This is a genomic window from Halorarum halophilum (genome assembly GCF_013401515.1).
Taxonomy (GTDB): Archaea; Halobacteriota; Halobacteria; order Halobacteriales; family Haloferacaceae; genus Halorarum; species Halorarum halophilum.
In genome coordinates this window covers 1-25716 of the sequence record NZ_CP058529.1, presented here as the reverse complement: position 1 = coordinate 25716, position 25716 = coordinate 1, and the positions used below count along the sequence as shown (strand labels likewise).

The 25716-nt window shown below is 70.8% G+C and carries 27 protein-coding genes; 18 read left to right on the top strand and 9 right to left on the bottom strand.

Features of this window, described 5'->3' with window-relative positions; all coding sequences use genetic code 11:
- Window positions 1–300 precede the first annotated feature (300 nt).
- From HUG10_RS00135 to HUG10_RS00110, 6 genes are all read left to right on the top strand, one after another.
- Window positions 301–495: a cold-shock protein gene (locus HUG10_RS00135; RefSeq protein ID WP_179167621.1), complete on the top strand. Its 195-nt coding sequence runs from the start codon at window positions 301–303 to the stop codon at window positions 493–495.
- A 211-nt stretch (window positions 496–706) separates the two neighbouring features.
- Window positions 707–901 (top strand): cold-shock protein, encoded by a 195-nt coding sequence (locus HUG10_RS00130; protein WP_179167620.1) that lies wholly within the window; start codon window positions 707–709, stop codon window positions 899–901.
- A gap of 261 nt (window positions 902–1162) precedes the next feature.
- Entirely contained in the window at window positions 1163–1945 is a 783-nt protein-coding gene (gene nucS, locus HUG10_RS00125; RefSeq protein ID WP_179167619.1) for an endonuclease NucS, read from the top strand.
- A gap of 137 nt (window positions 1946–2082) precedes the next feature.
- A complete protein-coding gene (locus HUG10_RS00120) occupies window positions 2083–2613 on the top strand; it encodes a 50S ribosomal protein L16 (RefSeq protein WP_179167618.1) in 531 nt (176 codons plus the stop codon).
- 235 nt (window positions 2614–2848) lie between these two features.
- Complete coding sequence (locus tag HUG10_RS00115; protein WP_179167617.1) at window positions 2849–4015, top strand: thiolase domain-containing protein; 1167 nt, start codon at window positions 2849–2851, stop codon at window positions 4013–4015.
- A complete protein-coding gene (locus tag HUG10_RS00110; RefSeq protein ID WP_179167616.1) occupies window positions 4012–4413 on the top strand; it encodes a Zn-ribbon domain-containing OB-fold protein in 402 nt (133 codons plus the stop codon). The genes HUG10_RS00115 and HUG10_RS00110 overlap by 4 nt, the downstream gene beginning before the upstream one ends.
- Window positions 4414–4430: 17 nt before the next feature.
- Here HUG10_RS00110 and HUG10_RS00105 read toward each other — a convergent pair whose 3' ends face one another.
- The 3 genes from HUG10_RS00105 to HUG10_RS00095 all read right to left on the bottom strand — a co-directional run bounded on the left by HUG10_RS00105 (window position 4431) and on the right by HUG10_RS00095 (window position 7157).
- The gene (locus HUG10_RS00105) at window positions 4431–5396 is read right to left on the bottom strand and encodes an alpha/beta fold hydrolase (protein ID WP_179167615.1); all 966 of its coding nucleotides are present in this window, start codon (window positions 5394–5396) and stop codon (window positions 4431–4433) included.
- Window positions 5397–5613: 217 nt separating this feature from the next.
- The gene (gene meaB, locus HUG10_RS00100; RefSeq protein WP_179167614.1) at window positions 5614–6738 is read right to left on the bottom strand and encodes a methylmalonyl Co-A mutase-associated GTPase MeaB; all 1125 of its coding nucleotides are present in this window, start codon (window positions 6736–6738) and stop codon (window positions 5614–5616) included.
- Window positions 6735–7157: a cobalamin B12-binding domain-containing protein gene (locus HUG10_RS00095; RefSeq protein WP_179167613.1), complete on the bottom strand. Its 423-nt coding sequence runs from the start codon at window positions 7155–7157 to the stop codon at window positions 6735–6737. The genes meaB and HUG10_RS00095 overlap by 4 nt, the downstream gene beginning before the upstream one ends.
- Window positions 7158–7350: 193 nt before the next feature.
- Here HUG10_RS00095 and HUG10_RS00090 point away from each other — a divergent pair, with 193 nt between their 5' ends.
- From HUG10_RS00090 to HUG10_RS00080, 3 genes are all read left to right on the top strand, one after another.
- Entirely contained in the window at window positions 7351–7809 is a 459-nt protein-coding gene (locus HUG10_RS00090; protein ID WP_218780625.1) for an RDD family protein, read from the top strand.
- A 66-nt stretch (window positions 7810–7875) separates the two neighbouring features.
- Window positions 7876–8061 (top strand): hypothetical protein, encoded by a 186-nt coding sequence (locus HUG10_RS00085; RefSeq protein WP_179167612.1) that lies wholly within the window; start codon window positions 7876–7878, stop codon window positions 8059–8061.
- Between the two features lie 9 nt (window positions 8062–8070).
- Entirely contained in the window at window positions 8071–8385 is a 315-nt protein-coding gene (locus HUG10_RS00080; RefSeq protein WP_179170944.1) for an RDD family protein, read from the top strand.
- An 8-nt stretch (window positions 8386–8393) separates the two neighbouring features.
- On the opposite strand, the gene HUG10_RS00075 is transcribed toward HUG10_RS00080, so the two are convergent.
- Both HUG10_RS00075 and HUG10_RS00070 read right to left on the bottom strand, forming a co-directional pair.
- Window positions 8394–9581, bottom strand: a complete 1188-nt coding sequence (locus HUG10_RS00075; RefSeq protein ID WP_179167611.1) for a GAF domain-containing protein — start codon at window positions 9579–9581, stop codon at window positions 8394–8396.
- 92 nt (window positions 9582–9673) lie between these two features.
- Window positions 9674–11578, bottom strand: coding sequence for a S9 family peptidase (locus tag HUG10_RS00070; RefSeq protein ID WP_179167610.1), 1905 nt, complete (start codon window positions 11576–11578; stop codon window positions 9674–9676).
- Window positions 11579–12041: 463 nt separating this feature from the next.
- Here HUG10_RS00070 and HUG10_RS00065 point away from each other — a divergent pair, with 463 nt between their 5' ends.
- The 3 genes from HUG10_RS00065 to HUG10_RS00055 all read left to right on the top strand — a co-directional run bounded on the left by HUG10_RS00065 (window position 12042) and on the right by HUG10_RS00055 (window position 15164).
- On the top strand, window positions 12042–13103 hold the full coding sequence (locus HUG10_RS00065) for a glycosyltransferase (protein WP_179167609.1): 1062 nt from the start codon (window positions 12042–12044) through the stop codon (window positions 13101–13103).
- Window positions 13104–13229: 126 nt separating this feature from the next.
- Window positions 13230–14255 carry a lysylphosphatidylglycerol synthase transmembrane domain-containing protein gene (locus tag HUG10_RS00060; protein ID WP_179167608.1) on the top strand — a complete coding sequence of 342 codons (1026 nt, stop codon included), beginning with the start codon at window positions 13230–13232 and terminating at the stop codon, window positions 14253–14255.
- Window positions 14256–14294: 39 nt separating this feature from the next.
- The gene (locus tag HUG10_RS00055; protein WP_179167607.1) at window positions 14295–15164 is read left to right on the top strand and encodes a hypothetical protein; all 870 of its coding nucleotides are present in this window, start codon (window positions 14295–14297) and stop codon (window positions 15162–15164) included.
- 61 nt (window positions 15165–15225) lie between these two features.
- On the opposite strand, the gene HUG10_RS00050 is transcribed toward HUG10_RS00055, so the two are convergent.
- Together HUG10_RS00050 and HUG10_RS00045 are read right to left on the bottom strand one after the other, a co-directional pair.
- Window positions 15226–15921 carry a plastocyanin/azurin family copper-binding protein gene (locus HUG10_RS00050; RefSeq protein ID WP_246310189.1) on the bottom strand — a complete coding sequence of 232 codons (696 nt, stop codon included), beginning with the start codon at window positions 15919–15921 and terminating at the stop codon, window positions 15226–15228.
- A gap of 267 nt (window positions 15922–16188) precedes the next feature.
- On the bottom strand, window positions 16189–17265 hold the full coding sequence (locus HUG10_RS00045; RefSeq protein WP_179167606.1) for a M42 family metallopeptidase: 1077 nt from the start codon (window positions 17263–17265) through the stop codon (window positions 16189–16191).
- 127 nt (window positions 17266–17392) lie between these two features.
- On the opposite strand from HUG10_RS00045, the gene HUG10_RS00040 reads away from it, so the two are divergent.
- Together HUG10_RS00040 and HUG10_RS00035 are read left to right on the top strand one after the other, a co-directional pair.
- The gene (locus HUG10_RS00040) at window positions 17393–17656 is read left to right on the top strand and encodes an MTH865 family protein (RefSeq protein ID WP_179167605.1); all 264 of its coding nucleotides are present in this window, start codon (window positions 17393–17395) and stop codon (window positions 17654–17656) included.
- Between the two features lie 122 nt (window positions 17657–17778).
- Window positions 17779–18384, top strand: a complete 606-nt coding sequence (locus tag HUG10_RS00035) for a J domain-containing protein (RefSeq protein ID WP_179167604.1) — start codon at window positions 17779–17781, stop codon at window positions 18382–18384.
- A gap of 38 nt (window positions 18385–18422) precedes the next feature.
- On the opposite strand, the gene HUG10_RS00030 is transcribed toward HUG10_RS00035, so the two are convergent.
- Window positions 18423–18860 carry a universal stress protein gene (locus HUG10_RS00030; RefSeq protein WP_179167603.1) on the bottom strand — a complete coding sequence of 146 codons (438 nt, stop codon included), beginning with the start codon at window positions 18858–18860 and terminating at the stop codon, window positions 18423–18425.
- Between the two features lie 120 nt (window positions 18861–18980).
- On the opposite strand from HUG10_RS00030, the gene HUG10_RS00025 reads away from it, so the two are divergent.
- From HUG10_RS00025 to HUG10_RS00010, 4 genes are read left to right on the top strand one after another with little or no spacing between them, the layout of a single operon-like run.
- Window positions 18981–20243 (top strand): acyl-CoA dehydrogenase family protein, encoded by a 1263-nt coding sequence (locus HUG10_RS00025; protein WP_179167602.1) that lies wholly within the window; start codon window positions 18981–18983, stop codon window positions 20241–20243.
- 47 nt (window positions 20244–20290) lie between these two features.
- Window positions 20291–21589 (top strand): alkaline phosphatase family protein, encoded by a 1299-nt coding sequence (locus HUG10_RS00020; RefSeq protein WP_179167601.1) that lies wholly within the window; start codon window positions 20291–20293, stop codon window positions 21587–21589.
- A complete protein-coding gene (locus HUG10_RS00015; RefSeq protein WP_179167600.1) occupies window positions 21574–22893 on the top strand; it encodes a hypothetical protein in 1320 nt (439 codons plus the stop codon). Before HUG10_RS00020 ends, HUG10_RS00015 begins: the two co-directional genes overlap by 16 nt.
- Window positions 22890–23435 (top strand): adenylyltransferase/cytidyltransferase family protein, encoded by a 546-nt coding sequence (locus tag HUG10_RS00010; protein WP_179167599.1) that lies wholly within the window; start codon window positions 22890–22892, stop codon window positions 23433–23435. The genes HUG10_RS00015 and HUG10_RS00010 overlap by 4 nt, the downstream gene beginning before the upstream one ends.
- Window positions 23436–23484: 49 nt before the next feature.
- Here the strand turns inward: HUG10_RS00010 and mutL are convergent, their stop codons facing one another.
- Window positions 23485–25635, bottom strand: a complete 2151-nt coding sequence (gene mutL, locus HUG10_RS00005; protein ID WP_179167598.1) for a DNA mismatch repair endonuclease MutL — start codon at window positions 25633–25635, stop codon at window positions 23485–23487.
- Between the last annotated feature and the right edge of the window lie 81 nt (window positions 25636–25716).

The window sequence follows — 25716 nt, the reverse complement described above, 5'->3', positions numbered from 1 at the left end:
AATGAGGAAGCGACGCGACCATCCCCCGCGGCGATCCGTCGATGCGTTCCCGACTCCGAGGGGGGAGGAAGGCGATACCCGTGTGTCCGCAGGCGAACGTGCTCCGGAATCGATGGAATCGCCAGACCCCCAGTTCCAGCACCGCGAACCGCCTGATTAGACAGCCATAGATCGAGGCGCATCCGTACTGGAAATTCCGAGACAGGATTCGACAACACCCGGACGTTCGTCCGGGATTCGAGACGGTTCCCGGACGAATAGCGAAGCCTTATCCGTCGCCGAGGGGGAGTAGTGGATGCAATGGCGAAAGGCGAAGTCGATTTCTTCAACGACACTGGCGGCTACGGTTTCATTTCGAGCGACGACGAGGACGACGACGTGTTCTTCCACATGGAGGACATCGGCGGTCCGGACCTCGAGGAAGGGCAGGAAGTGGAATTCAGCATCGAACAGGCACCGAAGGGCCCGCGCGCGACTAACCTCGAGCGCCTGTAATCAGGTTCGTGACGTCGCCTCACGGCGACCGAACGATTCGCGTTCTTATCGGATCTACTCCCCCGAGCGACTGCGCCACGTCGATTACCCGACGAGCGAGCGTCAGGAATCGGGGCAGGGGCCGCTACTGCACCGAGGTCCCGACCGCGGGTTCCCTCCAGCATCCATCCTATCTCGGAAAGGTTATACACGGTCGGGCACTTTGACCGGTATGGCAAAAGGGAAGGTCGACTTCTTCAACGACACCGGCGGCTACGGGTTTATCGAGAGCGACGATGCGGACGAGGACGTGTTCTTCCACATGGAGGACATCGGCGGTCCGGACCTCGAAGAGGGTCAGGAGGTCGAGTTCGACATCGAGCAGGCCCCCAAGGGCCCGCGCGCGACGAACCTCGAGCGCCTGTAACTCGGCACAGACACCCGACATCGGGCGAGCAATCGATCCGACTTCTTTCGACGCTACACCGACGAGCGGAGCGGCCGCGGTCCGCCGGGTTCCGCCCTGCGGACCCTCCGTCGAGTCCCGAGTGATCGATCGGAAGGGCCGTCAATGACGGTCGGCACCTGCCCGGAGCGTTCCCCTTTTCCGGGTTCCAGACCTACGCGGGGCCACAGTGACGTCGGTTCCCGAGACCACAGCCCCGCAGTCTTTCCGGGGGTGCGTCGGATGAGCGTCGTGAGCCTCCACGAGCCGAGCCATCGCGAGACGCTGTGGGAGCTGGAGGCGGCGTTCGCACGCGGGGACACAGTGTCGGTGTTCGGCGAATGCACCGTCGAGTACGACGGGCGGGCGGCGTCGTCGCTCGGGCCGGGCGCTCGCCTGCTCGTCCTCAAACCCGACGGCACCGCGCTCGTCCACACCGACGAGGGGCGGACCCCGGTGAACTGGCAGCCGCCGGGGAGCGAGCACCGCGCAGCGGTCCGCGACGGCCGCCTCCGCGTCCGGAGCACTCGGACGAACCCGTCCGAGACGCTCAACGTCCGGTTCTCCGCAGTGGACCACCTGGCGGCGTACGCCGTGACCGGCGGCCGGAGCGTCGACGTCGTCGGCAGCGAGGCGGATCTGAAGGCCCGTATCCTGGAGGAGCCCTCGCTCGTCGCCGATGGGTTCGAACCGCAGGCGACCGAGCGGGAGACCGACGCCGGTCCGGTGGACGTGTTCGGCGTCGACGCCGACGGCCATCCGGTCGTCGTGGAATTGAAGCGTCGACGGGTCGGCCCGGACGCCGTCGGCCAACTCGCACGCTACGTGAGCGCCGTCGAGCGCGAGGAACCCGACGGCACCCCCGTCGGCGGCGTGCTCGTCGCGCCGTCGGTCACGGACCGCGCCGCGGAACTGCTCGCGGAGGAGGGACTCGACCACGTGGCGGTCGACCGACTCGTCGCGGAGACAGACGGTACGGAGCTGGAGGAAACCGATGTGGTCGGGGACGACGACACAGTGGGGTGAGGCCCGAACCGCGAAGGGGACGGGCAGGCGACGCCGGTCGTCTCGGGCTCGTCCCGTCCCCGCCTCGACCCGTCGCGTCCGGCAACGGGCTTCGAAGGCTTTATTCGCGGGAGCACCGTCGTTCCGCTCAAGTAACCATGTCAGACAAGCCGGCCTCGATGTACCGGACTATCGACAAGCCGTCCTTCACGCGGCGCGAGTACATCACTGGTATCCCGGGATCGAAGATCGCACAGCACAACATGGGGAACCTGCAGACGGGTCCCGAGGACTACCCGGTGCAGATCTCCCTGTGTGTCGACGAGGACGTGCAGATCCGGCACGGCTCGCTCGAGTCCGCACGCCTCTCGGCCAACCGCCACCTCCTCACCGAGATCGGCGAGGAGAACTACAAGATGGTCCTGCGCAAGTTCCCCCACCAGGTGCTCCGGGAGAACAAGCAGGCGACCGGCGCCGGCGCGGACCGCGTCTCCGACGGCATGCGCCAGTCGTTCGGCAAGCCCGTGGGCACGGCCGCCCGCATCAGCGTGAACGAGCCGGTGTTCACGGCCTACGTGAAGCCCGAGGACGCCGACGCGGTAAAGGAGGCGTTCCGTCGCGCGTACAACAAGATGTCGCCGCCGTGCAGCATCGTCGTGGAGCGCGGCGAGGACCTGCTCGTTCGGTAACCGACGCGCGCCGTTTTCGGATTCTCCCGCCGAAGAGTGGGGACACCGTTCTCGTGAACGCTGTCGCTCGGGTGCGCTCGGAAGGCGCTCTACGGCGAGCAGGTACACGACGCTCGACTGCGGGCACGGAGACGGCGAAGATCACTACCCGGATTCGAGTCACGATTTTCCCGAAACGTGTCGCTCAGACACGACTCCGGCAGGCCTTTAGCCGGTCCAGGCCCTAGGTTCTCGCATGACTGGAGTCCGAGTCGCCGGCGTCGGTCTCACCCCGTTCGGCAGACACGAGGGCCGGGAGGGTCGCGACCTGTTCGCCGAGGCGGCGCTCTCTGCGCTCGCGGACGCGGGCGTCGAGTCCGGCGACGTGGAACACCTGAACTACGGCAACTTCATGGGCGCGCTCGCCGAGCGCCAGGGCCACCAGGCACCGTTGATGGTCGAGGCCGCCGGCCTCCGGTGCCCGGGAACGCGCTACGAGGAGGCGTGCGCCTCCGCTGGGGTCGCCGTCCGAGAGGCCGTCCGGGCCATCCGGTCGGGCGAGGCCGACATGCTCCTCGCCGGCGGGATGGAGCGGATGACGAACCTCTCGACGGCCGAGGTGACCGAGTCGCTCGCCGTCGCGGCCGACGAACTGTTCGAGGTCCGCGCCGGCGTTACGTTCCCCGGCGCGTACGCGCTGATGGCCCGCGCCTACTTCGACCGCTACGGCGGCGACCGCGAGGACCTCGCGCACGTCGCCTCGAAGAACCACTCGAACGCGCTGAACAACGAGTACGCCCAGTACCAGCGCGAGGTCACGGTCGAGGAGGTGCTCGACGCGCCGACGGTCGCCTCGCCGCTCGGCCTGTTCGACGCCTGCCCGATCACCGACGGCGCCTCCGCGCTCGTGCTCGTCTCCGATGAGTACGCCGCCGAGCACGACCTCGACGCGCCGGTCTCGGTGGCCGGGACCGGGCAGGGCGGCGACCGCGCCGCGCTCCAGGACCGCGCGGACATGGCTCTGACCCCGGCGGCCACCGACGCGGCCGACGAGGCGTACGCCGACGCTGGTATCACCGCCGACGACGTGGAGGTGGCCGAGGTCCACGACTGCTTCACCATCGCGGAGGTCGCCGCGCTCGAGTCGCTTGGTTTCTACGAACCGGGCGAGGGGATCGGCGCCGCCCGTCGCGGGGAGACGACCCGCGACGGCGACCTGCCCGTGAACCTCTCGGGGGGTCTGAAGGCGAAGGGTCACCCGGTCGGTGCGACCGGCGGCTCGCAGCTGGCCGAGATGACCCGCATCCTCCGGGGCGACCACCCGAACAGCGACGCGGTCCCCGACGCGACCGTCGGACTCACCCACAACGCCGGCGGCACGGTCGCCAGCGCGGTCGTCCACGTACTGGAGGTGGCGGAATGACGGGGGAGGGAGAGGGCGAGGAGACGCCTCGGAACGGGAGCTACGAGGAGTGGGTCGACGCGCTCGCCGAGGGTGGCTTCTACCTCGAGTGCGGCGACGGCCACGGCTCGCTCCCGCCGCGTCGGGTCTGCCCCGAGTGTGGCTACACCGACCTCGCCGAGCGTGCGCTCCCGGGGACGGGGACCGTCGCGACGTTCTCGGAGGTCCACGTCGCCGCGCCGGCGTTCGCGGACGAGACGCCGTACGTCACCGCAGTCGTCGACTTCGGACCGGTTCGGCTCACGGGCGTCCTGCGGGACGTTTCGGCCGACGAGGTCGCCATCGGCGATAGCGTGGCCCCGGACGTGGAACCCGACGGACCGGACGGCCGCCCGCTCGTCGTCTTCCGACCCGCCTGAGCGACCCCGCTACGCGCTCACTCGCTCGACCGCGTCTCGACGGAGTCGTCGGGGCGGTCGCCCGCGACGGTCGCGGCGAACTCCTCGGGGAACTCGACGTGCGGGAGCAGCATCGCGTTGTCGAACACGATCAGTTCGGCGTCCGCGCGCTCGGCCAGCGTGCGGCCCTCGGAGAGCGGCGGCAGGTCCGCCTCCCGACCCCAGACGATCGTCACGGGGACGTCGAGGTCGGCGAGCACGTCGCCCAGTTCGAGGTCGCTGTCGAGGTCGCCGGCGAGGAACGAGGCGGCCGCGAAGCGCGCGTTCGGCTGGTGGGTCGTCCGCCACTCGTAGTCGGGCCACTCGTCGCCCACCTTCTCGGGGTCCCAGTAACCGTGGTCGGCGTTGAAGTACCGGATGGACGCGCGGGTCGTGAGCATGCCGAACGCGGCGTCGCCGAGCACCGGCGCGCGGACCAGCTCCCGGAGCCACGCCTTCGGCGGGTCGGCGCCGGCGCCGCCGGTCGGGCAGACGAGGGTGAGTCCCGCTACGTCGACCGTGTCGGCGACGGCCGCGACGTAGGCGCCCGAGAGGGACGAGGCGACGACGCGCGGCTCCTCGAACTCGGTGAGGAAGTCCCGGACGAAGTCCTCGTATAGCGCGGCCGAGTAGCGCAGCGGCGGCCGGTCCGAACAGCCGAACCCCGGGAAGTCGGGCGCGACGACGTGGTAGTCGTCGGCGAGCAGCGGGAAGACCTCGCGCCACTCGCCGGAGGTGCCCGCCGCGTTCATCCCGTGGAGGAGGACGACCGTCTCGTCGTCCGCGTCGCCGGCCTCCGTGTACGCGACGTCCATCCCGCGCCACCGGAACGCGCCCTGCCGACCGGACAGCGGCGGTTCGAGATCGCCCGCCTTCGCGCGGAGTGCCCGCGTGGCCGCGACGGTTATCCCCGCGCCGAGGAGTGTGAACTTCAGCGCGCCGCCGATCTTTGACCGGAAGCTCATACCCCCTGTAGGGCGGCGGGAGACTTAGTTCGGGCGGCGGAACCCGATTGGAGGCGCGGGAAGATGCAAGCGGTACCCCCCAACACGTACTACTGTTCTCGGAGACGCGGACGCTCGCCGACAGGGTCGACCGCTCGATCGGCCGACACACGGTCCGGAACCCGCCGAACCGCCGCGTTGCTGAGCGATCGAAGCCGGTCGCAAACGGGGGCGCGACTCACTCCCGCCGTTCGCGGACGCACTCCTCGATTGGTTCGATGACCTCGGCGGCGACGGTGTACGGGTCGGTCTCGCGGTCGACGACCCGGTCTGCGAGCCCGTCGACGCCGCCCCGGTCGGCCAGTTCCTCCTCGAGGATCCGCGCGGCGTCCGCCCGGAGCAACTGCCTGATCTCCGCGGCGTAGCGGGTGCGCGCCTTCTCCGCCAGCGCGCCGGTGTCCTCCAGCCACGTCCGGTGGGCCGCGAGCGTCTCCACGAGTTCCTCGATGCCGTCCCCGCTCGTGGCGACCGTCTCGACGACCTCGGGGTCCCACGCCTCCTCCTCGGCGTCGTCAATCGCGACGTCGGCCATCTCGTCCTCGTCGACCGGGCCGTGGTGGCCGGTGTCCAGGTTCTTCCCCGGGTTCTGCCGCATGTGGATCATCTCCTCCAGTTCGGCGACGGTTCGCTGGGCGCCGTCCATGTCTGCCTTGTTGACGACGAACACGTCGCCGATTTCGAGGATTCCCGCCTTCAGCATCTGCACGTCGTCGCCGGAGCCCGGCTGGACGAGTACGCAGACCGTGTCGGCGGTACGGACGATGTCCACCTCGTTCTGGCCGGCGCCGACCGTCTCGATGATGATCCGGTCCTTGCCGAAGGCGTCGAGCGCCTTCACGGCGTCCGCGGTGGCCGTCGAGAGCCCGCCCAGGGTGCCGCGCGCGGACATCGACCGGAAGAACACGTCCATGTCGCCGACGTTCGAGGCCATCCGGATGCGGTCGCCGAGCACCGCGCCGCCGGTGTACGGCGAGGACGGGTCGACGGCGATGACGCCGACGGTCTCCCCCTGGTCGCGGTACGTCCTCGCCAGTTTGTCCACGAGCGTCGACTTCCCGGCCCCGGGCGAGCCGGTGACGCCCAGGACCTCGGCGTGGCCGGTGTGGCGGTGGAGCTCCGAGACGATGTCGCGGTAGCCCGGCGACCGGTCCTCGATCTTGGAGATGACGCGGGCGAGCGCCCGGTGCTTCCCGTCGAGGACGTCGGCGACGAGTTCGGACTCGACCGACGCGCCGTTCGACCCGTCGCTCGGTTCGCCGTCCGCCTCGGCCCCGACCTCCCCGTCCGATTCGGCCGGGCTCATTTCCGTTCGTGGACGTTCTCCCGGACGAACTCGATGGTGTCCTCCATCGGGGTACCGGGACCGAACACGGCCGAGACGCCCATCTCCAGCAGCTCCTCGCGGTCGTCGTCGGGCACGATGCCGCCGACGAGGATGAGCGTGTCCTCGAACGCGTCGTACTCCTCCAGGCCGGCGATGATCTTCGGCACGAGCGTGTTGTGCGCGCCCGACAGGATCGAGATGCCGAGCACGTCCACGTCCTCCTGGACGGCCGCCTGCACGATCTCGTCGGGCGCCCGGTGGAGCCCCGAGTAGATGACCTCGAAGCCGGCGTCGCGAAACGCCCGGGAGATGACGTGGGCGCCGCGGTCGTGCCCGTCGAGCCCGACCTTGGCGATGAGACAGCGGATGGTCCGCTCCTCCTGCTCCTGCGTGCTCATATCCCCGATATCGGGGGCGCATCGTTTGACTCTAACGGACGTTCACGTGGTTCCCATCGACGCGGGATCGGTCTTGTCGGTAATGATAACCGTCCGGGATGGATAGCGGGGAACTCCGGCGCCGTCGGGACCCCGTCGGCGATTCCTCGCGGCTACCGGAACGGCTTTACCACTCTCGGCTGTCGGACCTGTCATGAGTCGCCCACAACCGCGGATGGACACCCACGGGGACGTGTTCGGCGCGCGCATCGTCGCGTTCATCATCGACAGCATCGTCATCGGCATCGTGGCCGCCGTCCTGGCGCTCGTCGTCGGCGGTATCGGCGTCGGCCTCGGCGGCGAGAACGGCATGACCGGGGCCATCCTCCTGTTGACTCCGGTGTTCATCCTCCTCCAGTACGGCTACTTCATCTACTTCGAGGGCAAGTCGGGTCAGACCCCCGGCAAGAGCCTCATGGGCATCGTGGTCGTGAAGGACGACGGCACCGACTGCGACTACGGCGCCGCCGCCATCCGGAACGTCCTGCGCATCGTCGACCAGCTCGGCATCGTCATCCCGTACCTCGTCGGCCTCATCGTGATGTACGTCACCGACGAGCACCAGCGCGTCGGCGACATCGTCGCCAACACCGTCGTCGTCCGGACGCGGTAGGACCGGCCTGACCTCCCCGACGACCGCCCCAGAGGGTTTTTCTCGCGACGCGACGACCCGGCCGCCATGAAGCGACCCGACCCGGACCTCGACACCGTCGGCGGTACGTTCGACCGCCGCGTCGGCGCGGTCCTCGTCGACCTCGTCCTGCTCGCGCTCGTCAACGGCGCCGTCTGGGCGCCGCTGGCGGTGTTCGGCGAGGCGGGGTCAGCCTCGGCGAGCGCGCTCGGGACAATCACCACCTTCCTGTAATTCACCGCGCTGGAGACCCACTCGGGTCAGACGCTCGGCAAGAAGGCGCTCGGCCTCGTGGTCGTGACGGAGGAGGGCGGCGCGCCGGACGTCGCCGCGGCCGCGATCCGGAACCTCCTCCGGTTCGTCGACTGGCTCCCCGCGTTCTACCTCCTCGGCGCGATCGTCGTCGCCATCAGCGACCGGGATCAGCGCCTTGGCGACCTCGCGGCCGACACGCTCGTCGTCCGCGTCGCCGACACGGAGGAGCGGGTCGGTGGCCCCGACGGTGATGGGATACCGGACGAGCTAGGAGCGGGGGACGGGGACGGCGAGGTGGCGTAGAGAACCGACTACGGGAGGGAGACGTCCGTGACGTAGACGACGAACCCGGCCGCATCGAGGCCAGCGGTCTGCACGGGGACGAGCGTCACGTACAGTTCGCAGTCCGGCGTCGCGGCGGTGTCCCGTTGGATCAGCTTCGTGACGCTCCCGTCGGCGCGGATCGACTCGCGGACGAGCGCCCGCTCCTCGGCCGTCGGGAACGCCTCGTCGACGGGCGCGCCGACCGGCGCGCCGGGGAACGCGCCCTCGTAGGCGGCGTTGGCGTCGCGGAGCACGATGGACTCGGTCTCGTCGGCCTCGACGTACACCGTCGGCGCGGGGAGGCCCTCGAAGAACGCGTGCAGTCGGTCGCGCTCGACGCGGAGGTCGGTCTCGCGGCGGAGCCGGGAGAGCGCCTCGCGGGCGTGCGAGCCGACGATCTCCAGGAACTCGGCGTCCCGCTCGTCGAACGCGTCGTGCTCGTCGGCGGTGACCTGTAGCACGCCGTGGTCCCCGACCGGGACGCTCAGCACGGACCTGACCTGGTCGGTGGCCCGCTGTCGCTTCGAGTGGGACTGGTAATCGCCGACTATCTGCGTCTCGCCGGACTGCAGCGTCAGCCCGGCGATGCCCTCGTCCGTCCGGAACCGCACGCTCCCCTCCTCCCGGAGCGTGTTGCCGTACGGGACGATCTCGTCTCCCTCGCGGAGTCCGAGGACGCAGCGGTCGTACGCGAGCGCGTCCGTCACCGCGCTGACCACCTTGTCGGTGACGTCTTCCGGCGTCTCGCAGGCGGTTATCCCGCGGGTGTAGGTGTTGAGCGCGTTGAGTTTGGCGTTCGCCTCGTCGAGTCGGTCGCGCTCGCGGCCCCTGCGGATCTCGTCGGTCACGCAGGCGGCGAGCACCCCAGTCCCGCCGTCCCGTGCGACGATGCCGTCCACGGGGGCGGTCGGTGCGTCGGCGGCGTACACGACGACCGGAACGGAGGGCGCCGCGTCCGCGATGTCGCCGACCCACGAGGCGCAGTCGCCGACGCAGATCACGCACTCGACGGTCGGTCCGAGTTCGCGCAGGTACTCGATCGCCATCGCGCCGCGCTTGGTGATCACCTCGATACCGAGTTCGTCCGCGAGATCGGTCACGTCGGCCGAGTTCGGTGGCTCGTCGGTGTCCGGCACCGCGACGAGGACCCGCGCGCCAACGAGGGAGTTCGGCATCTCACGAAGGACGTGAGACCGACCCGCAATAATTCATTCGTCGCGAGCGGGGCTGAATTCCCACCGGCTCGAGGAGAACAAACTGGCCAGGTTCAGACGTGTTCGTCAAGGAACTCCACGACCGCTCTGTACGCCTCGATCCGGTTCTCCAGTTTCGCGAAGCCGTGTCCCTCGTCGTCGAAGATCAGCTTCCGCACGGGAACGCCCTGTTGGCGGGCCTTCTCGACGATCTGCTCCGCCTCGTCGACCGGGACGCGGGGGTCGTTCGCGCCGTGGAGGACGAACAGGGGCGCCGCGATGCGCTCGATGTTGTTGATCGGCGAGACGGACTCGAGGAACTCGCGATCCTCCTCGAGGCTTCCGTACTCCGCCTCGCGCAGTTCGCGGCGCCAGTCGCCGGTGTTCTCCAGGAACGTGACGAAGTTCGCGATGCCGACGATGTCGACGCCGGCCGCCCAGAGGTCGGGGAACTCCGTGAGCGCCGCGAGCGTCATGAAGCCGCCGTAGGAGCCGCCCATGACGGCGATCCGGTCGGGGTCGACCGCCGGGTAGTCGTGGAGCCACTCGACGCCCGCCCTGACGTCCTCCACCGAGTCCATCCGGTTTTCCACGTCGTCGAGGTGGGTGTACGCCTTCCCGTAGCCCGAGGAGCCGCGGACGTTCGGCTCGAACACCGCGTAGCCCTGCGAGAGGAGGTACTGCTTCACGCCGTTGAACGACGGCCGGCGCTGGCTCTCGGGGCCCCCGTGGATGTCGACGACGACCGGCGTGTCGCCCTCGTGCGATTCGTCGGTGCCCGAGGCGGCATCCTCGTCGCCGTCGAGGTGGGTGCCCGAGGTGGCACGGGGCGCCGCCGAGGTGGGGGTGGTGAAGAACGCCGGGATGTCGCGGCCGTCGAAGGTGGGGTAGTGGACGAGTTCGGGTTCGACGAACGTGTCCGCCGGGATGCCGGCCGTCGCCGCGTACGTCCACCGCTCGGCCCCGCCGTCGGTCGCGTCCGCGACGTAGACGTTCGCGTTGACGGTGCTCCCGGAGACGGTCAGCGCGTATCGGTCGGCCTCCTCGGTGAAGGAGACGCCGCCGGCGGTGCCGTGCGGGAGGTCGGGGTCGGGGAACGGTTCGAGGTCGTCCGGGCCGACCAGTTCGCCGGCCGTGAGCTCCGTGTACCCGTCCACGTTCCGGGAGTAGACGAGCCGCCGGGAGTCCTCGTCGAGCGCGACGCCGTCGACGTTCCAGCCGTCGCCGTCGACCAGTACCGTCAATTCGCCCGTGTCGAGCCCGAGGCGTTCCAGTCGGAGGGTGTCGGTGTCGCGGTCGGTACAGAGGTACACCGAGTCGCCGTCCGGCCCCCACTCCGGGCTCTGAAACCGGGCGTTCCCCTCGTGGGGCGTGAGGTGGATGAACTCGCCCGTCTCGACGTCGAGCGAGTGGAGGTCGTGGTCGAAGCTCGAGTGGGCCTCGTGGACGAGCAGTCGCCGGTCGTCCGGCCCCCAGCCGGCCACGGAGAGCCAGCCGTCGCCCTCGTGGATCAGCTCCGCGTCCCCGCCCGTCGCGTCGCGGTCCTGCACGTACACGTCGAAGACGGCGTTGTCCCGGCGGTTCGAGGCGAACGCGAACCGCTCGCCGTCTGAGCGCCAGCCGCCCCAGCGGTGCTTCGCCGCGGGTCGCCGAGTGAGGTTCCGGATGCGTCCGGTGTCGGGGGTGAGCCGGTAGAGCTGCGCGCGCTCGTTGCCGCCCTCGTCCATGCCGAAGACGAGTTCGCGGCGCTCGGGCGACCAGTCCACGAACGTCACGCGCTCCTCGAAGAAGGTGTGCTGGACGGGCCAGGTGCCCGGCTCCTCGAGCGTCCACACCTGCGGCGTGCCCGTGGTGTCCATGAGGAACGCGAGGGTGTCGTCGGGCGCGAAGTCGGCGCCGTGGGCGCTCCTGATGTTCAGGTAGCGCTCGATGTCGTACCCCTCGTCCGGGGCGAGGGGGGCGTCGGGGGAGTCGCTCATTTGTGGGGTCCACTACCGCCGGACCGGGGGAAAGCGTTCGGGTGGGAAACACCGTGTCCGGGAGCGCGATGCCTCACCAACTGGCCACGGGAGACCGTTCGCCCGACTACCGACGGCGAGCACAGCGGTAGTCGGGTTTTCGCGCCCGGCGAGAGCAACTCCGGGTGGGACTGAAAGGGGCCGACCGTTCCGAGAACCCCGGACTCGGTGAGCCGAGCCTGCGAGGCGAGCCTCGGGAGTCGCAGCCCGCACAGCGAGGCGAAGCCGAGCGAGCAGGACCGTCTCCCGTAGTAAGCACGCGAGCGACCGGAGGGAGCGCGCGCAGCGCGGTCCGCGGGAGCGGAACGGTCGGGGGCTTTCACGGTCGTCCCGTCGTGGACGGTAGCGACGAACCGGGGCGTTCTCGCCCGGCATAATCGGACCACACGGATTTTTATCGCCCCGAGGCAAGCGACGGCTAACGATGCGCGTCGCGTTCGTCTCGATGTTCACGCCGGACCACCGGGACACCCCGGCGTTCCGGCGAGCGCGTCGCGTCGCCGAGGGCCTCGCCGCCCGCGGACACGTGGTGATCTGGCTCGGCGCGAAGTGGTGGGAGGGCGAGATCGACCGGTTCGAGCACGAGGGGGTCGACTACCGCGCGCTCACGGAGGCGCCCGCGGCCGGGACGTTCCGCTCGAAGCTCCCGTTCGCGCTCAGGAAGGCCGACCCGGAGGTCGTCCACGCGGTGAACGTCCCGCCGGCCCACGTCGCGACGGCGAAGACGGCCGGTCGCCTCCTCCGGACGCCCGTCGTCGTCGACTGGTGGGAGCGCGACCCCGAGATCGGTTCGCGGAAGCAGTACCGCAAGGCGGCGAGCAAGCCCGACGCGGTGTTCACCCCCTCCGAGACCGTTCGGACGGCGGTCCGCGAATTCGGCGCGGCCGCCGAGGACGTGACCGTGGTCCCCAACGGCATCGACTTCGACCTCGTCCGCGAGGCGCCCGTCGACGACGGCGTCGACGTCGTGTACGCCCGCCACCTCGACGGCGACGCGAACGTCGGGACGTTCCTCCTCGGCCTCGCGGAGCTACGGGACCGGGACTGGACGGCCGCGGTCGTCGGCGACGGCCCCGCGCGCGGCGACGCCGAGCGGACGGCGCGTGACCTCCGGATCGACGACCGCGTGACGTTCCTCGGGGACCTGTCGCCCGAGGAGTTCGTCCCGCTTATGAAGGGAGCCCACGCGTTCGCACAGACCGCGACGTACGAGCCCTTCGCGACGAACCTGCTGTGGGGGCTCGCCTGCGGCTGCGTCGGGATCGTCGAGTACCAGGCCGGGTCGAGCGCCCACGAACTCGTGGAGGGGCTCGACCGCGGCCGACTCGTCACCAGTCCCCAGGAACTCGCCGACGAGATCGTCGCGAGCGGCGAACTCGAGACGATGGCGGTGAACGAGGGGTTCGCGGGGTTCGACCACGACGCGATCCTCGACGAGTACGAGACCCACTACGAAGCGGTCGTCGCGGACCAGGGGCTGTTCTGAGCACGCCTGGCGAGCCTTCTTGCCGGCGGCGGTCCAACAGATCCCGGTGGCGACCGACCGTGACGCTCGCGTCCGCGACGTCGATTCCGGTGACGCCGAGCGCCGAGAACCGGGGTGGACCGGCGAGTGAAACGACCGCTCGTCTTGGCGGCCGGCTTCGTCGCCTCGCTCATCCTGGTCGGCGGACTCATCCTGCTCGTCGGCGTCGGCCGAGTCGGCGAGGCGCTGGTCCGGGCGGATCCGTGGTGGCTCGCCGCGGTCGCGGGGTTCGCGCTCGCACAGATAGCGATCTGGGGGCAGACGCTCCGGACCGTCCTCGGCACGCTCGGCGTCGCCGTGACCCGTCGGGCGGGCGCGCTGCTGTACGCGGCGGCCGCGTTCTCGAACAACGTCACGCCGCTGGGGCAGGCCGGCGGCGAACCCGTCACCGCGCTCGTCGTCAGCCGGACCGCGAGAGTCCGCTACGAGACGTCCCTCGCGGCCGTCGCGAGCGTCGACGCGCTTAACGTCGTCACCTCCCTCACGCTCGTCGCCGTCGGCGTCGGGTACTACGGGGTGAGCATCTCGGTGAGGGCCGATGCGATCGGGAACGACGTACTGTTCGTGGCGATCGTCGCACTCGCGGTGCTCTCCCTACTAGCCTGGCGGTTTCGAGGGGCCATGGTCAGATCCGTCACCCGGATCATCGCCCGGTTCGTGACGGCCCTCGGGCGCGTCGTCCCGCCGGTACCGACGCTGGACCCCGATCAGGTTCGCGAGCGCCTCGACGGGTTCCTCGCCGACGTCGAGCGAGTGGCCGGGGATCGGTCCCGACTGGCCGCCGCGCTCGCGTTCTCCCTCGCGGGGTGGCTCGCGCACGTCGCTGCGCTGTGGGCGGCGCTGTCCGCGGTCGGCTACACCGTCGACCCGGCGACGCTGCTCGTCGTCGTCCCCGTGGCGAACGCGGCCGGGTTCACGCCGCTCCCGGGCGGGTTCGGGAGCATCGAGGCGGCGTTCGTCGCGCTCCTGGCGACGATGACGGCGGTCCCCGCGGCCGATGCGACGGCAGCAGTGCTCGTCCACCGCGCCGGGGTCTACTGGCTGCCCATCGTCGTCGGCGGGGCGGTGACGGGCGCGCTCGGGGCCGATACGGCCGCCAGCGGTGCCGAATGAAGCAACACGGATAACAGCTAAGTGTGTGAACACCAAACGATGACGACCACGCCCCCCGACCAGAACGTCGTCGAGGAGGAGTGGGACTACCTCGTCGTGTTGGACGCCTGCCGGTACGACTTCTTCGAGGAGTTGTACGACGAATACCTGGACGGGACGCTGGAGAAGCGGCGGAGTCGCGGGTCGGCGACGCCCGAGTGGGCGGCCAAGACGTTCACCGACCACGTCGACCTGACGTACCTGTCGGCGAACCCCTTCATCAACAGCCTCGGCATCCCGCTGAACGAGCTGAAGTGGGGCGCCTCGTGCGAGTACGACTGGGCCGCGGCCGACCACATCGCCGAGGTGGTCGACCTCTGGCGGGAGGCCTGGGACGACGACCTCGGCGCGGTCGTGCCGGAGGCGGTGACGGCCGCCGCCAGGGAACGACTCGACGGGGCTCGCGGGAGCGACCGGATGATCGTCCACTACCTCCAGCCCCACGCGCCGTACCTCCGCAGGGGACGGGGCCGAAAGCTCGAGCGCATCCGCGGCGGGGTTCTCGAACCCGAGGGCGCCGGCGAAAACGGCCACCGGGACTGGCCGGGCGTCGGCGCCCTCCGTCGGCGCTTCGAGCGCCGTCTCGGACGGAGCCAACTGGCGATGGCGCTGGGGATGCTCGTGGAGCTGGACCCAGCGAGCGTGTTCGACCTGGGAACCCGCGGGCTCCGTCGGACCATCGAGACGTACTACGAGGAGAACCTCAGGCTGGCCCTCGCGGCCACATCGGACCTCGCGGCGGACCTCGAGGGGCGAGTCGTCGTCACCTCGGACCACGGCGAGGCGTTCGGCGAGCAGGACGTGTGGGAACACCACGTCGAGACGCACATCCCGACGCTCGTGGACGTGCCGTGGCTGGTGCTCGACTGACGGATCGGCGTCGAAGGCGGACGGTCGAGAAGGCCGGGGAGTTCGGGAAACGCGACCCGAGTTACTCCTCGGGGGGTTCGTAGTCGCCGCCGTACTTCGTGAAGAAGAACGCCAGCCCGAGCGTCGCGCACATCGCGATGAACGAGGCGACGCCGAGGCTCTTCGCGGAGTCGGGCACCTGGGGCGGGCCGGCCGCGGTGGGCGCCGCCGTCGGCGTCTGCTCGACGACCTCGATGGTGCCGACCATCCCCTGGCTCTCGTGGGGGTCACAGTGGTACTCGTAGGTACCGAGCGTGTCGAAGGTGCTCTCGAACGAGAAGCCGGTGTTCTCGATCGGCTCGTGACCCTCCCAGCCCGCCCCATCGGGCTGGCTGTCCACGACGACGTTGTGGTTGTCCGACTCCCAGGTGAACGTCACCGTCGTCCCGGGCGTGATGAAGAGGGGTTCGTCCGTTCCCGGCGTGTACACGAAGTCGCCGCCGGGACCGACCGTGACGGAGGCGCTGCCGCCACCGCCGCCGCCTCCTCCGCCACCACCTTCGCCGGTCCCCGTTCCGCCTCCACCGCCGGTTCCTGTCCCGCCGCCACCGCCTCCTTCGCCGCCGGTTCCGGTGCCGCCGCCAGTTCCGGTTCCGGTGCTCGTGCCGGTACCGGTCCCAGTTTCCTCCTGCGCGGCCGCGGCCCCGGCGCCGGCCGAAAGCGCCGTCGCCCCCGCGACCCCCCGGACGAAGCTCCGGCGGCTCATCTGGTCGCTCATGCACCGGGATTGGCGCGTCCCTAAGGTGAATCCGTCGGTTCGCCACCGACCGCTTTTGACGGGGGTCCTCCTCGCTCGGCCTTCGACCTCGCTCGTCGAACCCCCGCAAAACCCCTCGTCGACAAAATGCCGCTCGCTCGGGCCTCCGGCCCACGCTCGCGGTGGGAGTCGGAGTGCGACCGCGGAGGAACCCCCGACCTACAGAAGGAAGGTTTACCGTCGAACGGGGCGATCCCGAAATCCGATCGTGGAGACGTCGAGGAGTTCCTACAGCGAGTAGTCGTGCTCGCCGGTCTCCGAGTCGAGGAACGCCGTCAGGAGGTCGACGGTGTCCGCGATGTCGTCGCCGTGGGCCGTCTCGGTGACGGTGTGGAGGTAGCGCGTCGGGACGGAGATGGCGCCGACGGGCTTCGCGCCGTTCGTGTTCTGGAAGCCCGCCGTGTCGGTGCCGCCCGAGGGGAGCACCTCCAGCTGGTGGTCGATCCCCTCGGCCTCGGCTACGTCGCGGAGCCGGCGGTGGACCTTCGGCGTCGTGATGACCGAGGAGTCCTTCAGTTTGATCGCGGTCCCCTCGCCGAGTTCCGTCACGTGCTTGTCCTCCTTCACCCCGGGAACGTCGCTCGCGACGGTCACGTCCAGCGCGACGGCGAGGTCGGGGTCCACGTCGACGCCGAGCGCCGTCGCGCCGCGCAGGCCGACCTCCTCCTGGACGGTCGCACAGAAGTGCACCGTCACGTCCGGGTCCTCGATGCGACTGGCCGCCTCCAGCATCGCGAACACGCAGACGCGGTCGTCGAGCGCCTTCCCTGTGACGCAGTCCCCGAGTTCGACCGTGGACTGCTCCATCGTGACGAGGTCGCCGACCGAGACGGCCTCCGCCACGGCCTCGGCGTCCATCCCGAGGTCGACGACGGCGTCCTCGACGCTCTCCTCCGTCCCCTTCTCCTCGTCCGAGAGCGTGTGCGGCGGCACGGAGCCGATGACGCCCGTGACGTCGCCCCCGTCCGCGTGGACGCGGACGCGCTGGGCCCGCAGGACGCGGGCGTCCCACCCGCCGAGCGCGTCGAGTTTGAGGAAGCCGTCGTCGGTGACGTGCTTCACCATGAAACCGATCTCGTCCATATGAGCCGCGACCGCCACCTCGTAGTTCCCATCTCCGTCCGTGTCGTCGCCACCGTCGGCGTGGACCGTGCCGACGACGTTCCCCATCGCGTCGGTCCGCACCTCGTCGGTTCGCTCGGCGAGTTCGCGTCGGACGACGTCGCGGACGCGATCCTCGTAGCCCGGGACGCCGCTCGTCTCAGTCAGTTCCCGCAGGAGGTCGAAGTCGAAGTCGAATCCCATGTCCCCCCGTGTCGGGTCGCCGGGGTTAAAGCCACGAGTTCCGGCCGACGCGGCCGCCAGTGGAAACCCCGCCGGCGTTTTCGGGGGTTCCGGAACGTTTTTTGGGGCAACGGCCGGGGTACGTGACATGACCGACGACGACGTCGAAGCCGAACTCCGTTCCCAGCTCACCGAGGCGTTCGAGGGCGCAGACTACCCGGTCTCGAACCAGATGGACCTCGTCCCTGCGCTCCCGAACGGGCCGGGAACCCGCTTCGAAGCCGGCGACACCTCCTTCACCGCGATGGAGATGGCGGCGAAGCTCGGGTCCCACCAGGAGTTCCCCTACGACGACGTCGACACCCTCGTCGACGACGTCATGACGGGGCTGAAGGCGGAAGGGATGATCTGACGGCCCGGAACCCGACGCGGCGCGGAGCATCACGTCCCCGTTTCGTTCTCCGAACTCCGCTCCAGTAGCTCCAGTTTTGCGCGCGCCGAGGGGTTCAAATTCGACGCCCCCTAACGGGAGGTGTGTTCGAGGAGTGGCTCGCCGGGTTCCCGGCGTGGCTCGTGCTCGGTGTCGGTCTGGGGGCTGGCGCGTCCGTCCTCGTCGCGGCCGTCTTCCTCGCGGCCAACCGGTGGTTCCCCGACCCGCCCGCGGAGACGGTCGGGGAGTCCGACGGCTCGCTCCGCCGCAGGGCCGAGATCCGGGCGTTCCTCCGCGCCATCGACGAACCGTTCGCGGAACGGCACGTCGTCGACGGCCAGGAGGTCGCGTTCTACCTCCCGGAGCGTCGAGTCGCCATCACCTTCGACGCGCAGGCGTACTTCCGGCTGACGAACGCGGAGAGCGACCTCCACGTCGTGCTCTGCGAACACGAGATGCCGGGCCACCAGCTCGGTCGTCGCCTCCCGTTCGACGTGCCCGACGTCCGCCGTCGCCGCGGGTCGGGCGCCGACCCGGTGCGGGCCGCCTTCGAGACCCTGGGACTTCCCCGGGGTGCTGGGGAGGACGCCGTCGAGTCGGCGTACCGCGAACGGGTGAAGGAGGCCCACCCGGACCGCGGCGGGAGCCGGGACGACTTCACCCGCGTTCGGGAGGCGTACACGACCGCGCTGAACCACGTCGAGGAGTGAGACCGCGCTGAACCACGTCGAGGAGTCCCGGTCGTCGGTCAGTCGTCCGAGGATCTACGACCGAGCGGGACCGTGAGGACCTGGACGGGGGCCAGCCGTACCACGCGCTCGGTGACGCTTCCGAGGTGGACGAGCCGATCGATGCCCGTCCGTCCGTGCGTCCCCATCGTCACCAGGTCCGCGCCGTACGCGTCGATGGCCGCGAGGATCTCCTCGTGTGGAACGCCCCACCGGACGTGCTTTTCGACCCGGACGCCGATCTCGTCCGCCCGGTCACCGACGGCGTCGAGCGCCGCCTCCGCCTCGCGTTCCGCCTTCTCGACGACGTGGTCGTACTCCCGCCTGACGTACCGTTCGTCGATCACGAAGAGCGCGTGGACGGTCGCGTCGTGTCGGGCCGCCAGCCGGAGGCCGACGTCGACCCCGACCGCCGCGCCCTCGCTCCCGTCGGTGGGGAGCAGAACGGTCGAATACATGGTCGCCCCTCTTCTCCCGGTGACATAAAGTCGGGCGTCGATTGCACGGTTCGTGAAAATTCCGGCGACTCGTGGGGGGCGACGGTGGGCTTATGGGCCGGCGAAGGGTCACGATAGACAATGACGAGCATCCCGAGGGACGACGCGCTCGCCGACGAGTTCGCGGTCCCCGAGGACGTCGAACCGGTCGTCGACCGCGTGCTGACGTTCATCGAGGAGGAGGTGCTCCCCTTCGAGGAGGAGCACGCAGAGCACGTCGGCGGCCCGCTCGACTACCTCGACGACGAGGGCCGGATGACCCCCGAGGCGCGCGCCCTGCGCGACGAGATCGAGGAGCGGGCGGGGGAGGCCGGCGTCTACGCGCTCCACATGCCCGAGGAGGTGGGCGGCGGCGGGCTCTCCCCGGTCAAGCACTTCTACGTGCAGGAGGCCGTCTTCCGGTACGGCACCGGGTTCGGGTCGAGTCTCGCGCGGGCGGTCATGGCGTGGACGGAAGGTCCCTCGCCCATGCTCACCCACCTCGACGACGACCAGCGGGCGGAGTGGCTCGATCCGCTCGTCGACGGGACCGAGTCCGCGTGCATCTGCATCACGGAGCCGAACGCGGGCTCCGACGTGACGGCCATCGAGACGGAGGCGAGGAGGGACGGCGACGAGTGGGTCATCGACGGGCACAAGCGCTACATCACGAACGCGGTGTACGCCGACACCGCGCAGGTGCTCGCCAGGACTGATCAGGCGGACGGGACCGAGGGGATGGCGATGTTCCTCGTTGACACCGACAACCCGGGATACGAGGTCGGGCGGATGAACGAGAACATCATGATGGACGGCATCACCGCCGACGTCCACCTCGAGGACTGCCGGGTCGGCGACGACCAGCTCGTCGGCGAGATCGGCGACGGCCTCCCGCTCGCGCTGACCTGGGTGAACTGGCGGCGGGCGTGCCGCCCCGGCATGTGCGTCGGCATGGGCCGGTACCTGCTCGACCGGATGCTCTCGTACGCGAAGGAGCGCGAGACGTTCGGCGAGCCCATCGGGAGCAACCAGGCGATCCAGTGGCCCATCGCCGAGACGGCCACCGAGATCCACGCGGTCCGCAACATGGCGACCACGATGCTCGCGGAGTACGAGGGGATGGCCGACCTCGCGGACCTCCGCCAGCCCGAGGCGGCCAGGCGCCGGCTCTCGATGCTGAAGTACTACCCCGAGGACCGGCTGTTCGACTGGTCCGACCGGGCGATCCAGGTGCTCGGCGGCTACGGCCTGATGCGCGCCGGCGGCGTCGAGCGCGTCTTCCGGGTTGCGCGGAACCTGCGCATCCCGGCCGGCACGACCGAGGTGCAGAAGCGAACCATCGCGCGCACCCTCGGGCTGGAGTGAGATGCGGAGCGTGAGACCCAGCGGGACCCGCCGGGAGGAGAACTGAGATGCGCGGGAAGGACCGACGGATCCTCCTCCTGTTGCTCGACGGCGCCGCGGACCGCACCGCGCCGGCGCTGGACGGCCGGACTCCCCTGGAGGCGGCCGACACGCCGAACCTCGACCGCCTCACCGCCGCGGGCATCAACGGCCAGATGGACGTCTCGGCGCCGGGGACGCCACTGTCGAGCGACCGCGCGCACACCATCCTGTTCGGCTACGACCTCGCCGAGGTTCCTGGTCGCGGGGTGCTGGAGGCAAGAGGATTCGGCCGCGACCCGAAGCCGGGAAGCGTCGTCTGCTCCGCCTCCTTCGCCGAACTCGACGGACCCACCATCGTCGACCGACACCTCCCGGGCGACGCCGCCGACTTCCCGGCGCTGGCCGAGCGCGAGGGCGTCGCCCGCGTCGAGACGACGGAGGCGACCGTCTCGTTCGAGTACACCTGGAAGAACCGCGGGCTGGTGACCGTCGAATCGCCGAACACGCTCTCGCCCGACGTGACCGACGTGGACCCGTTCGCCACGGGGTTCCCCGTCCTCGCGGCCGAACCGCTCGCGGATGCCGCCGACCCGGACGCCGCCGAGCGAACCGCGTCGGCGCTCCGGACGTACACCCGTCGAACGCGCGAGGTGCTCGCCGACGCCGGCGAACCCCTCGGCCGAACCGAAAAATCGCCCGCGGACGTGGTCCTCTCAAAGTGGGCGGGCGCCCCGACCAAACCCGAACCCTTCCGCGAACGACACGGCCTCGACGCGGCGAGTCTCACGCCGAAGCCGGTGCTGACCGGCCTCGCGCGAACCCTCGGCATCACCCACGAGGACCCGCCCGAGGGGTACGACGCCCGCGCGGACGCCGCGCTCGCGGCCGTCGAGGCGAACGAGTTCGTCCACGTCCATTACCCCGAACCGGACGAGGTGTCCCACGCGGCCGGTCCCGCGGCCAAGCGCGACGAACTGGAAGCCATCGACGCGTCGCTGGAACCGGTCGTCGAGCGCGCTCTCGCGGACCCGAAGCTCGTCACGGTCGTCACGGCGGACCACACGACCCCGAGCACCGAGGACGTGGTCCACTCGGGCGAGCCCGTGCCGCTGACGGTGGCGGCCGAGTCGGTCCGGACCGACGACGTGACCGCGACGGGCGAGCGCCCCGCCGCGGGGGGCGGACTGGGGCGCGTCCGCGGGCGCGACTTCCTCCGGATCGCACGGTCGGCGGCGGATCGGGTGCTGCTCGACGGCCTCCGGCGGTCGCCGCGAGTTCCCGACTACCCGACGCGGGAGGTTCGACCGCTATGGCCCGAGGAATGAACCGCGAGGCCGCCGTTCGGTGCGGCTGTGCGGGCAAGACGCCGCTCGACCGGGTCGTGCTCCCCGCCCGCGAGCGCATCCGCTCCCGACTCGCGGACACGTCGGTGTCGCTCGGCCCCGACCGGGACGCCGCCCTGCTCCCGCGATGCGACCGCGTCGAGTCGGACACCGAGGTCGTGGCGCTGAACGGTCGAGCGCCGACCGGGCCGACGGACGACGGGGAAGCGTGGACCCTCGCCGCCGCGTTCGCCGGCGACCGACTCGCGGACTCCGAGCGGTTCGCCGGGGCCGTGGGCGAGGCGTACGCCGCCCTCGACGGCCAGCCGGTCACGATCGGGAAGGGCCACGCCGTGCAGGTTCCGGGTGCCGACGACGGGGCGCTCTGGCTCGAACACCTCCGCCCGCGAGGGCCGCGGCGCGACGGCGTGCTGGCGGCGAGCGTCGACGTTATCCACGGTTTCCCCGGACTGTCGCCCGCCGAGTCGCTCCGGATCGCGATCCTGAACGCCTGCAACGACCTCCACGCCGTCGGCGCCGTCGCCGACCGCGAGGTCCGACCGCTCGTCGCCGCACCGCGCGGTGAACTGCCCGCGGACGACACCGTCGCAACGTGGACCGACGACTCGGTTCCGGTGGACGCGACGGCGCTTCGGCCGGCGACCGTCGAACACGACGGTGGGGGGTGGCTGTTCGGCGCGAGCGTCCGCGCGGTCGCACAGCGTGCGCCGGCTCGCCCCCCGCTCGAACCCGGGGTCGAGGTCCTGCTCACCCGTCCGCTCGGAGGGCTGGCGCTCTTCGCTCACGGCGTAGCATCCGATGACAGGGAGTTCCGCGAGCGCGGACTCGAACGGCTGCGGACCGACACGCGACCGATCGCGGAGGCGCTGGCATCCTTTCGACCTGACTCGGGCGAGCCGTTCGACCCCGACCGCCACGTCGCCCGCGTCACGGACGTGTCAGGCGAGGGGGTCGCGGGCATCGGGCGGGTCGTCGCCGACGCCGGGCGGTCCCTCCGGGTCGAGGCGCTTCCGCTGCTCCCCGGCGTCGACGAGGTCGCCGACGCGTGGACCGTGCCCGACGTCACCGTCGAGACGAACGGCCCGCTGGCGATCGTCGCGCGGTCCGGCGCCCTCGATCGGGTTGCCGACCGACTCGTCGAGGTATCGGGTTCACGACCGACGCGACTCGGGACGGTCGTCAGGGGCGGCCCGCGGCTCTCTGCTGCACCGGGGTGTGAGGCCTCCCGGTACGTCGAGCGCGCAGCGCGGTGGGACGGGGGACTCGGGGAGCGTGACTCCGCGTGAGCCGGGAAATCGTCGGGCACGTCCACGGACGCTTCCAGCCGTTCCACGGCGGCCACCTCGCGTACCTCCGGTGGGCGGCCGACGAGTGCGACGAACTGTTCGTCGGGGTGACGAACGCCGACCCCTCGCACGTCCGCGACGAGTCGGCCGACCCGGAGCGCAGCGAACCCCGGAACAACCCGTTCCGGTACCACGAGCGGGACCGGATGATCAGCGCCGCCGTCGCCGACGCCGACCTCGGCGTTCCAGTTCGCGTGCTCCCGTTCCCGGTGAACCGCCCCGAACTCTGGGAGCACTACGCGCCCGCCGACGCGGTCCACTTCCTCAGGGTGCTGGAGGACTGGCACGAGGTGAAGGCCGACCGCCTGCGCGAGCACGGACGGGAGGTGCGGACGGTCCGCGCCGAACGGACCGTGAGCGGGACGGAGATCCGTCGACGGATGGCCGCGGGCGACGACTCCTGGCGGGAGGACGTGCCGGCCGGCGTCTCCGCGGTGCTGGACGACGTCGACGGTCCGGCCCGCGTTCGCGACCTGTGGTGACTGCGCATCGGGCCGTGCCGCACGACACCCGCGAGGTCCGACCGCGAAGTTACTCCTCGCGTCGACCCGCGTGGCCGGGGTAGTCCCGTTCGAACCGGTCCTCGATCTCGCCGCGGCCGAACTCCACGAGCACGGGTCGGCCGTGCGGGCAAGCGTACGGGTTCTCGCAGTCGTCGAGCGCGGCGAGCAGGTCCGCCACGGAGCCCTCGGTGAGCGAGGTGTTCCCCGTGACCGAGGGGTAGCACGCGAGGTCCGCGAGCAGGGCGTCGGCCACCGCCGCGACCGGCCGGTCGTCCGCGGCGACCTCGTCGGCGAACGCCGCGAGCACGTCCCGCAGGAGGTCCGGGTCGAGCGTCGCGTCGAACACGGCCGGGACGGCGGTGACGGCGACGGTCCGGTCGCCCGCGCGCTCGGCCGCGAAGCCGACCTCGCGGAGCGCGTCGCGGAACGTCTCGAACAGTTCGGCCTCGCGGGCGGTGAGTTCTAGCTCCACCGGCTGTGAGAGCGTCTGTGCGGGCGCGTCGCGCCGCGCGGCCGCCCGGAGGCGCTCGTAGTTCACCCGCTCGTCGGCGGCGTGCTGGTCGACGAGCACCAGCCCCTCGTCAGTCTCGCAGACGACGTACGTCCCGTCGTACTGGCCGAGTACGCGCATCGCCGGCAGGGAGTCGTGCTCCGACCGCTCGTCGGTGGTGCCCCCGCCGAGGGTCGACTGGCGGGGCGCGCTCCACCCCCGGTCGTCGTCTTCGGGGTCCGGGTTCTGCCACCCGCGCGGTGACGGCCGGTCGGCCCCCGACGCGCCTTGGCCCGGCCGGCGGACCGGGTGGTCGGTGGGGCGGTCGGTCGCCTCAGTTCCGGCGGGATCGTCGGATGAGGATTTAGTCGCAGACTCGGCGACCGTATCGGTCTCCGCCGGGGAATCAGCGCCGGAGCTGACATCGTCGACCGGGTCGTCCGGAATATTATCGTCCTCCGTTCGTTCCGGCCCCGTCGCGGACGAACCGCCCCATGCGTCGAGCACCGAGGAGGTCGTGTCGGGCGTCGCGTGGTCACCTGCTTCGACGTCGCCTCTTGCGTCCGCGGCCGCCCGCTCGTGCTCGGTCCCCGCACCGCCGACGACTTCGGGATCCACCGCGGCCTCGTCGGGCGCGGAACGACCTCGCGGGGCGGAGCTCCGGACGAGCCCGTGGTCCAGCAGCGCCTCGCGGACCGCCGAGCGGACCGCCCCCACGACCCCGGCGTCGTCGTCGAAGCGGACCTCGGTCTTCCGGGGGTGGACGTTCACGTCGACGGCGCCGGCCGGCACCTCCACGAACAGGGCGGCGAACGGGTAGCGGTCGGGGGCGAGTTGGCCGCCGTAGGCGTCGACGACGGCACCGCGGAGGTCGCCGTCGCGCACCCAGCGGTCGTTCACGAACGTCGTGAGGTACTCCCGACCCGCGCGGGTCGTCTCGGGGTGGGAGACGAGTCCGGAGACGGAGACGCCGGCGTCCCCCTCGCGGTCGACGTCGACCATCGACTCCGTGACCTCCCGGCCGTACACCGCGAGCACGGCCGAGCGGAGGTTCCCGTCGCCGTTCGAGGCGAACACCTCGCGGCCGTCGTGCTCCAGCGAGACGGCCACGTCGGGGTTGGCGAGCGCGTACGCCGAGACGACCGCGTTGATCCGGTCGAACTCGGTCGCGGGCGTCTTGAGGAACTTCCGGCGCGCGGGCGTCTCGCCGAACAGGTCACGCACCTCGACGGTCGTGCCGACCGGACAGCCCGCCGGCTCGACGCCGCCGTCGTCGCCGTGGTCCACGGTCAGTTCCGCACCGGCGTCGGCCTCCGGCGGGCGCGAGCGCACCGTCAGCTCCGCCACTGCGCCGACGGTGTGGAGCGCCTCGCCGCGGAAGCCAAGCGTGGCGACGCCCGAGTCGAGGTCGCCGATGTCGCCGAGCTTGCTCGTCGCGTGCTTGGCGACGGCCTTCGGGAGCTGGTCGGGGGACATCCCCGCGCCGTCGTCCCGGACCCGGATGCCGTCGATGCCGCCGTTCTCCACGGCGACGGCGACGCGCCCGGCGCCCGCGTCCAGAGCGTTCTCGACGAGTTCCTTCACGACGGAGGCGGGGCGTTCGACGACCTCGCCGGCGGCGATCTCGCGGACCGTTCGGTCGTCGAGGGCGCGGATCTCGTCCGCGTGCTCGTCCCGGCGGTCGCTCATCGGATCGCGCCTCGGTCGACTTCGTGGCGTGTGCGACCGCGACTGTTCATCGGGTGTACCGTGGCGGGTGGTCCCTATGAA

Excerpts from the sequence above, each read along its gene's own strand:
- HUG10_RS00135 (WP_179167621.1), top strand. The coding sequence starts at position 301 with ATGGCGAAAGGCGAAGTCGATTTCTTCAACGACACTGGCGGCTACGGT.
- HUG10_RS00130 (WP_179167620.1), top strand. The coding sequence starts at position 707 with ATGGCAAAAGGGAAGGTCGACTTCTTCAACGACACCGGCGGCTACGGG.
- nucS (WP_179167619.1), top strand. The coding sequence starts at position 1,163 with ATGAGCGTCGTGAGCCTCCACGAGCCGAGCCATCGCGAGACGCTGTGG.
- HUG10_RS00120 (WP_179167618.1), top strand. The coding sequence starts at position 2,083 with ATGTCAGACAAGCCGGCCTCGATGTACCGGACTATCGACAAGCCGTCC.
- HUG10_RS00115 (WP_179167617.1), top strand. The coding sequence starts at position 2,849 with ATGACTGGAGTCCGAGTCGCCGGCGTCGGTCTCACCCCGTTCGGCAGA.
- HUG10_RS00110 (WP_179167616.1), top strand. The coding sequence starts at position 4,012 with ATGACGGGGGAGGGAGAGGGCGAGGAGACGCCTCGGAACGGGAGCTAC.
- HUG10_RS00105 (WP_179167615.1), bottom strand. The coding sequence starts at position 5,396 with ATGAGCTTCCGGTCAAAGATCGGCGGCGCGCTGAAGTTCACACTCCTC.
- meaB (WP_179167614.1), bottom strand. The coding sequence starts at position 6,738 with ATGAGCCCGGCCGAATCGGACGGGGAGGTCGGGGCCGAGGCGGACGGC.
- HUG10_RS00095 (WP_179167613.1), bottom strand. The coding sequence starts at position 7,157 with ATGAGCACGCAGGAGCAGGAGGAGCGGACCATCCGCTGTCTCATCGCC.
- HUG10_RS00090 (WP_218780625.1), top strand. The coding sequence starts at position 7,351 with ATGAGTCGCCCACAACCGCGGATGGACACCCACGGGGACGTGTTCGGC.
- HUG10_RS00085 (WP_179167612.1), top strand. The coding sequence starts at position 7,876 with ATGAAGCGACCCGACCCGGACCTCGACACCGTCGGCGGTACGTTCGAC.
- HUG10_RS00075 (WP_179167611.1), bottom strand. The coding sequence starts at position 9,581 with ATGCCGAACTCCCTCGTTGGCGCGCGGGTCCTCGTCGCGGTGCCGGAC.
- HUG10_RS00070 (WP_179167610.1), bottom strand. The coding sequence starts at position 11,578 with ATGAGCGACTCCCCCGACGCCCCCCTCGCCCCGGACGAGGGGTACGAC.
- HUG10_RS00065 (WP_179167609.1), top strand. The coding sequence starts at position 12,042 with ATGCGCGTCGCGTTCGTCTCGATGTTCACGCCGGACCACCGGGACACC.
- HUG10_RS00055 (WP_179167607.1), top strand. The coding sequence starts at position 14,295 with ATGACGACCACGCCCCCCGACCAGAACGTCGTCGAGGAGGAGTGGGAC.
- HUG10_RS00050 (WP_246310189.1), bottom strand. The coding sequence starts at position 15,921 with ATGAGCGACCAGATGAGCCGCCGGAGCTTCGTCCGGGGGGTCGCGGGG.
- HUG10_RS00045 (WP_179167606.1), bottom strand. The coding sequence starts at position 17,265 with ATGGGATTCGACTTCGACTTCGACCTCCTGCGGGAACTGACTGAGACG.
- HUG10_RS00040 (WP_179167605.1), top strand. The coding sequence starts at position 17,393 with ATGACCGACGACGACGTCGAAGCCGAACTCCGTTCCCAGCTCACCGAG.
- HUG10_RS00030 (WP_179167603.1), bottom strand. The coding sequence starts at position 18,860 with ATGTATTCGACCGTTCTGCTCCCCACCGACGGGAGCGAGGGCGCGGCG.
- HUG10_RS00025 (WP_179167602.1), top strand. The coding sequence starts at position 18,981 with ATGACGAGCATCCCGAGGGACGACGCGCTCGCCGACGAGTTCGCGGTC.
- HUG10_RS00020 (WP_179167601.1), top strand. The coding sequence starts at position 20,291 with ATGCGCGGGAAGGACCGACGGATCCTCCTCCTGTTGCTCGACGGCGCC.
- HUG10_RS00015 (WP_179167600.1), top strand. The coding sequence starts at position 21,574 with ATGGCCCGAGGAATGAACCGCGAGGCCGCCGTTCGGTGCGGCTGTGCG.
- mutL (WP_179167598.1), bottom strand. The coding sequence starts at position 25,635 with ATGAGCGACCGCCGGGACGAGCACGCGGACGAGATCCGCGCCCTCGAC.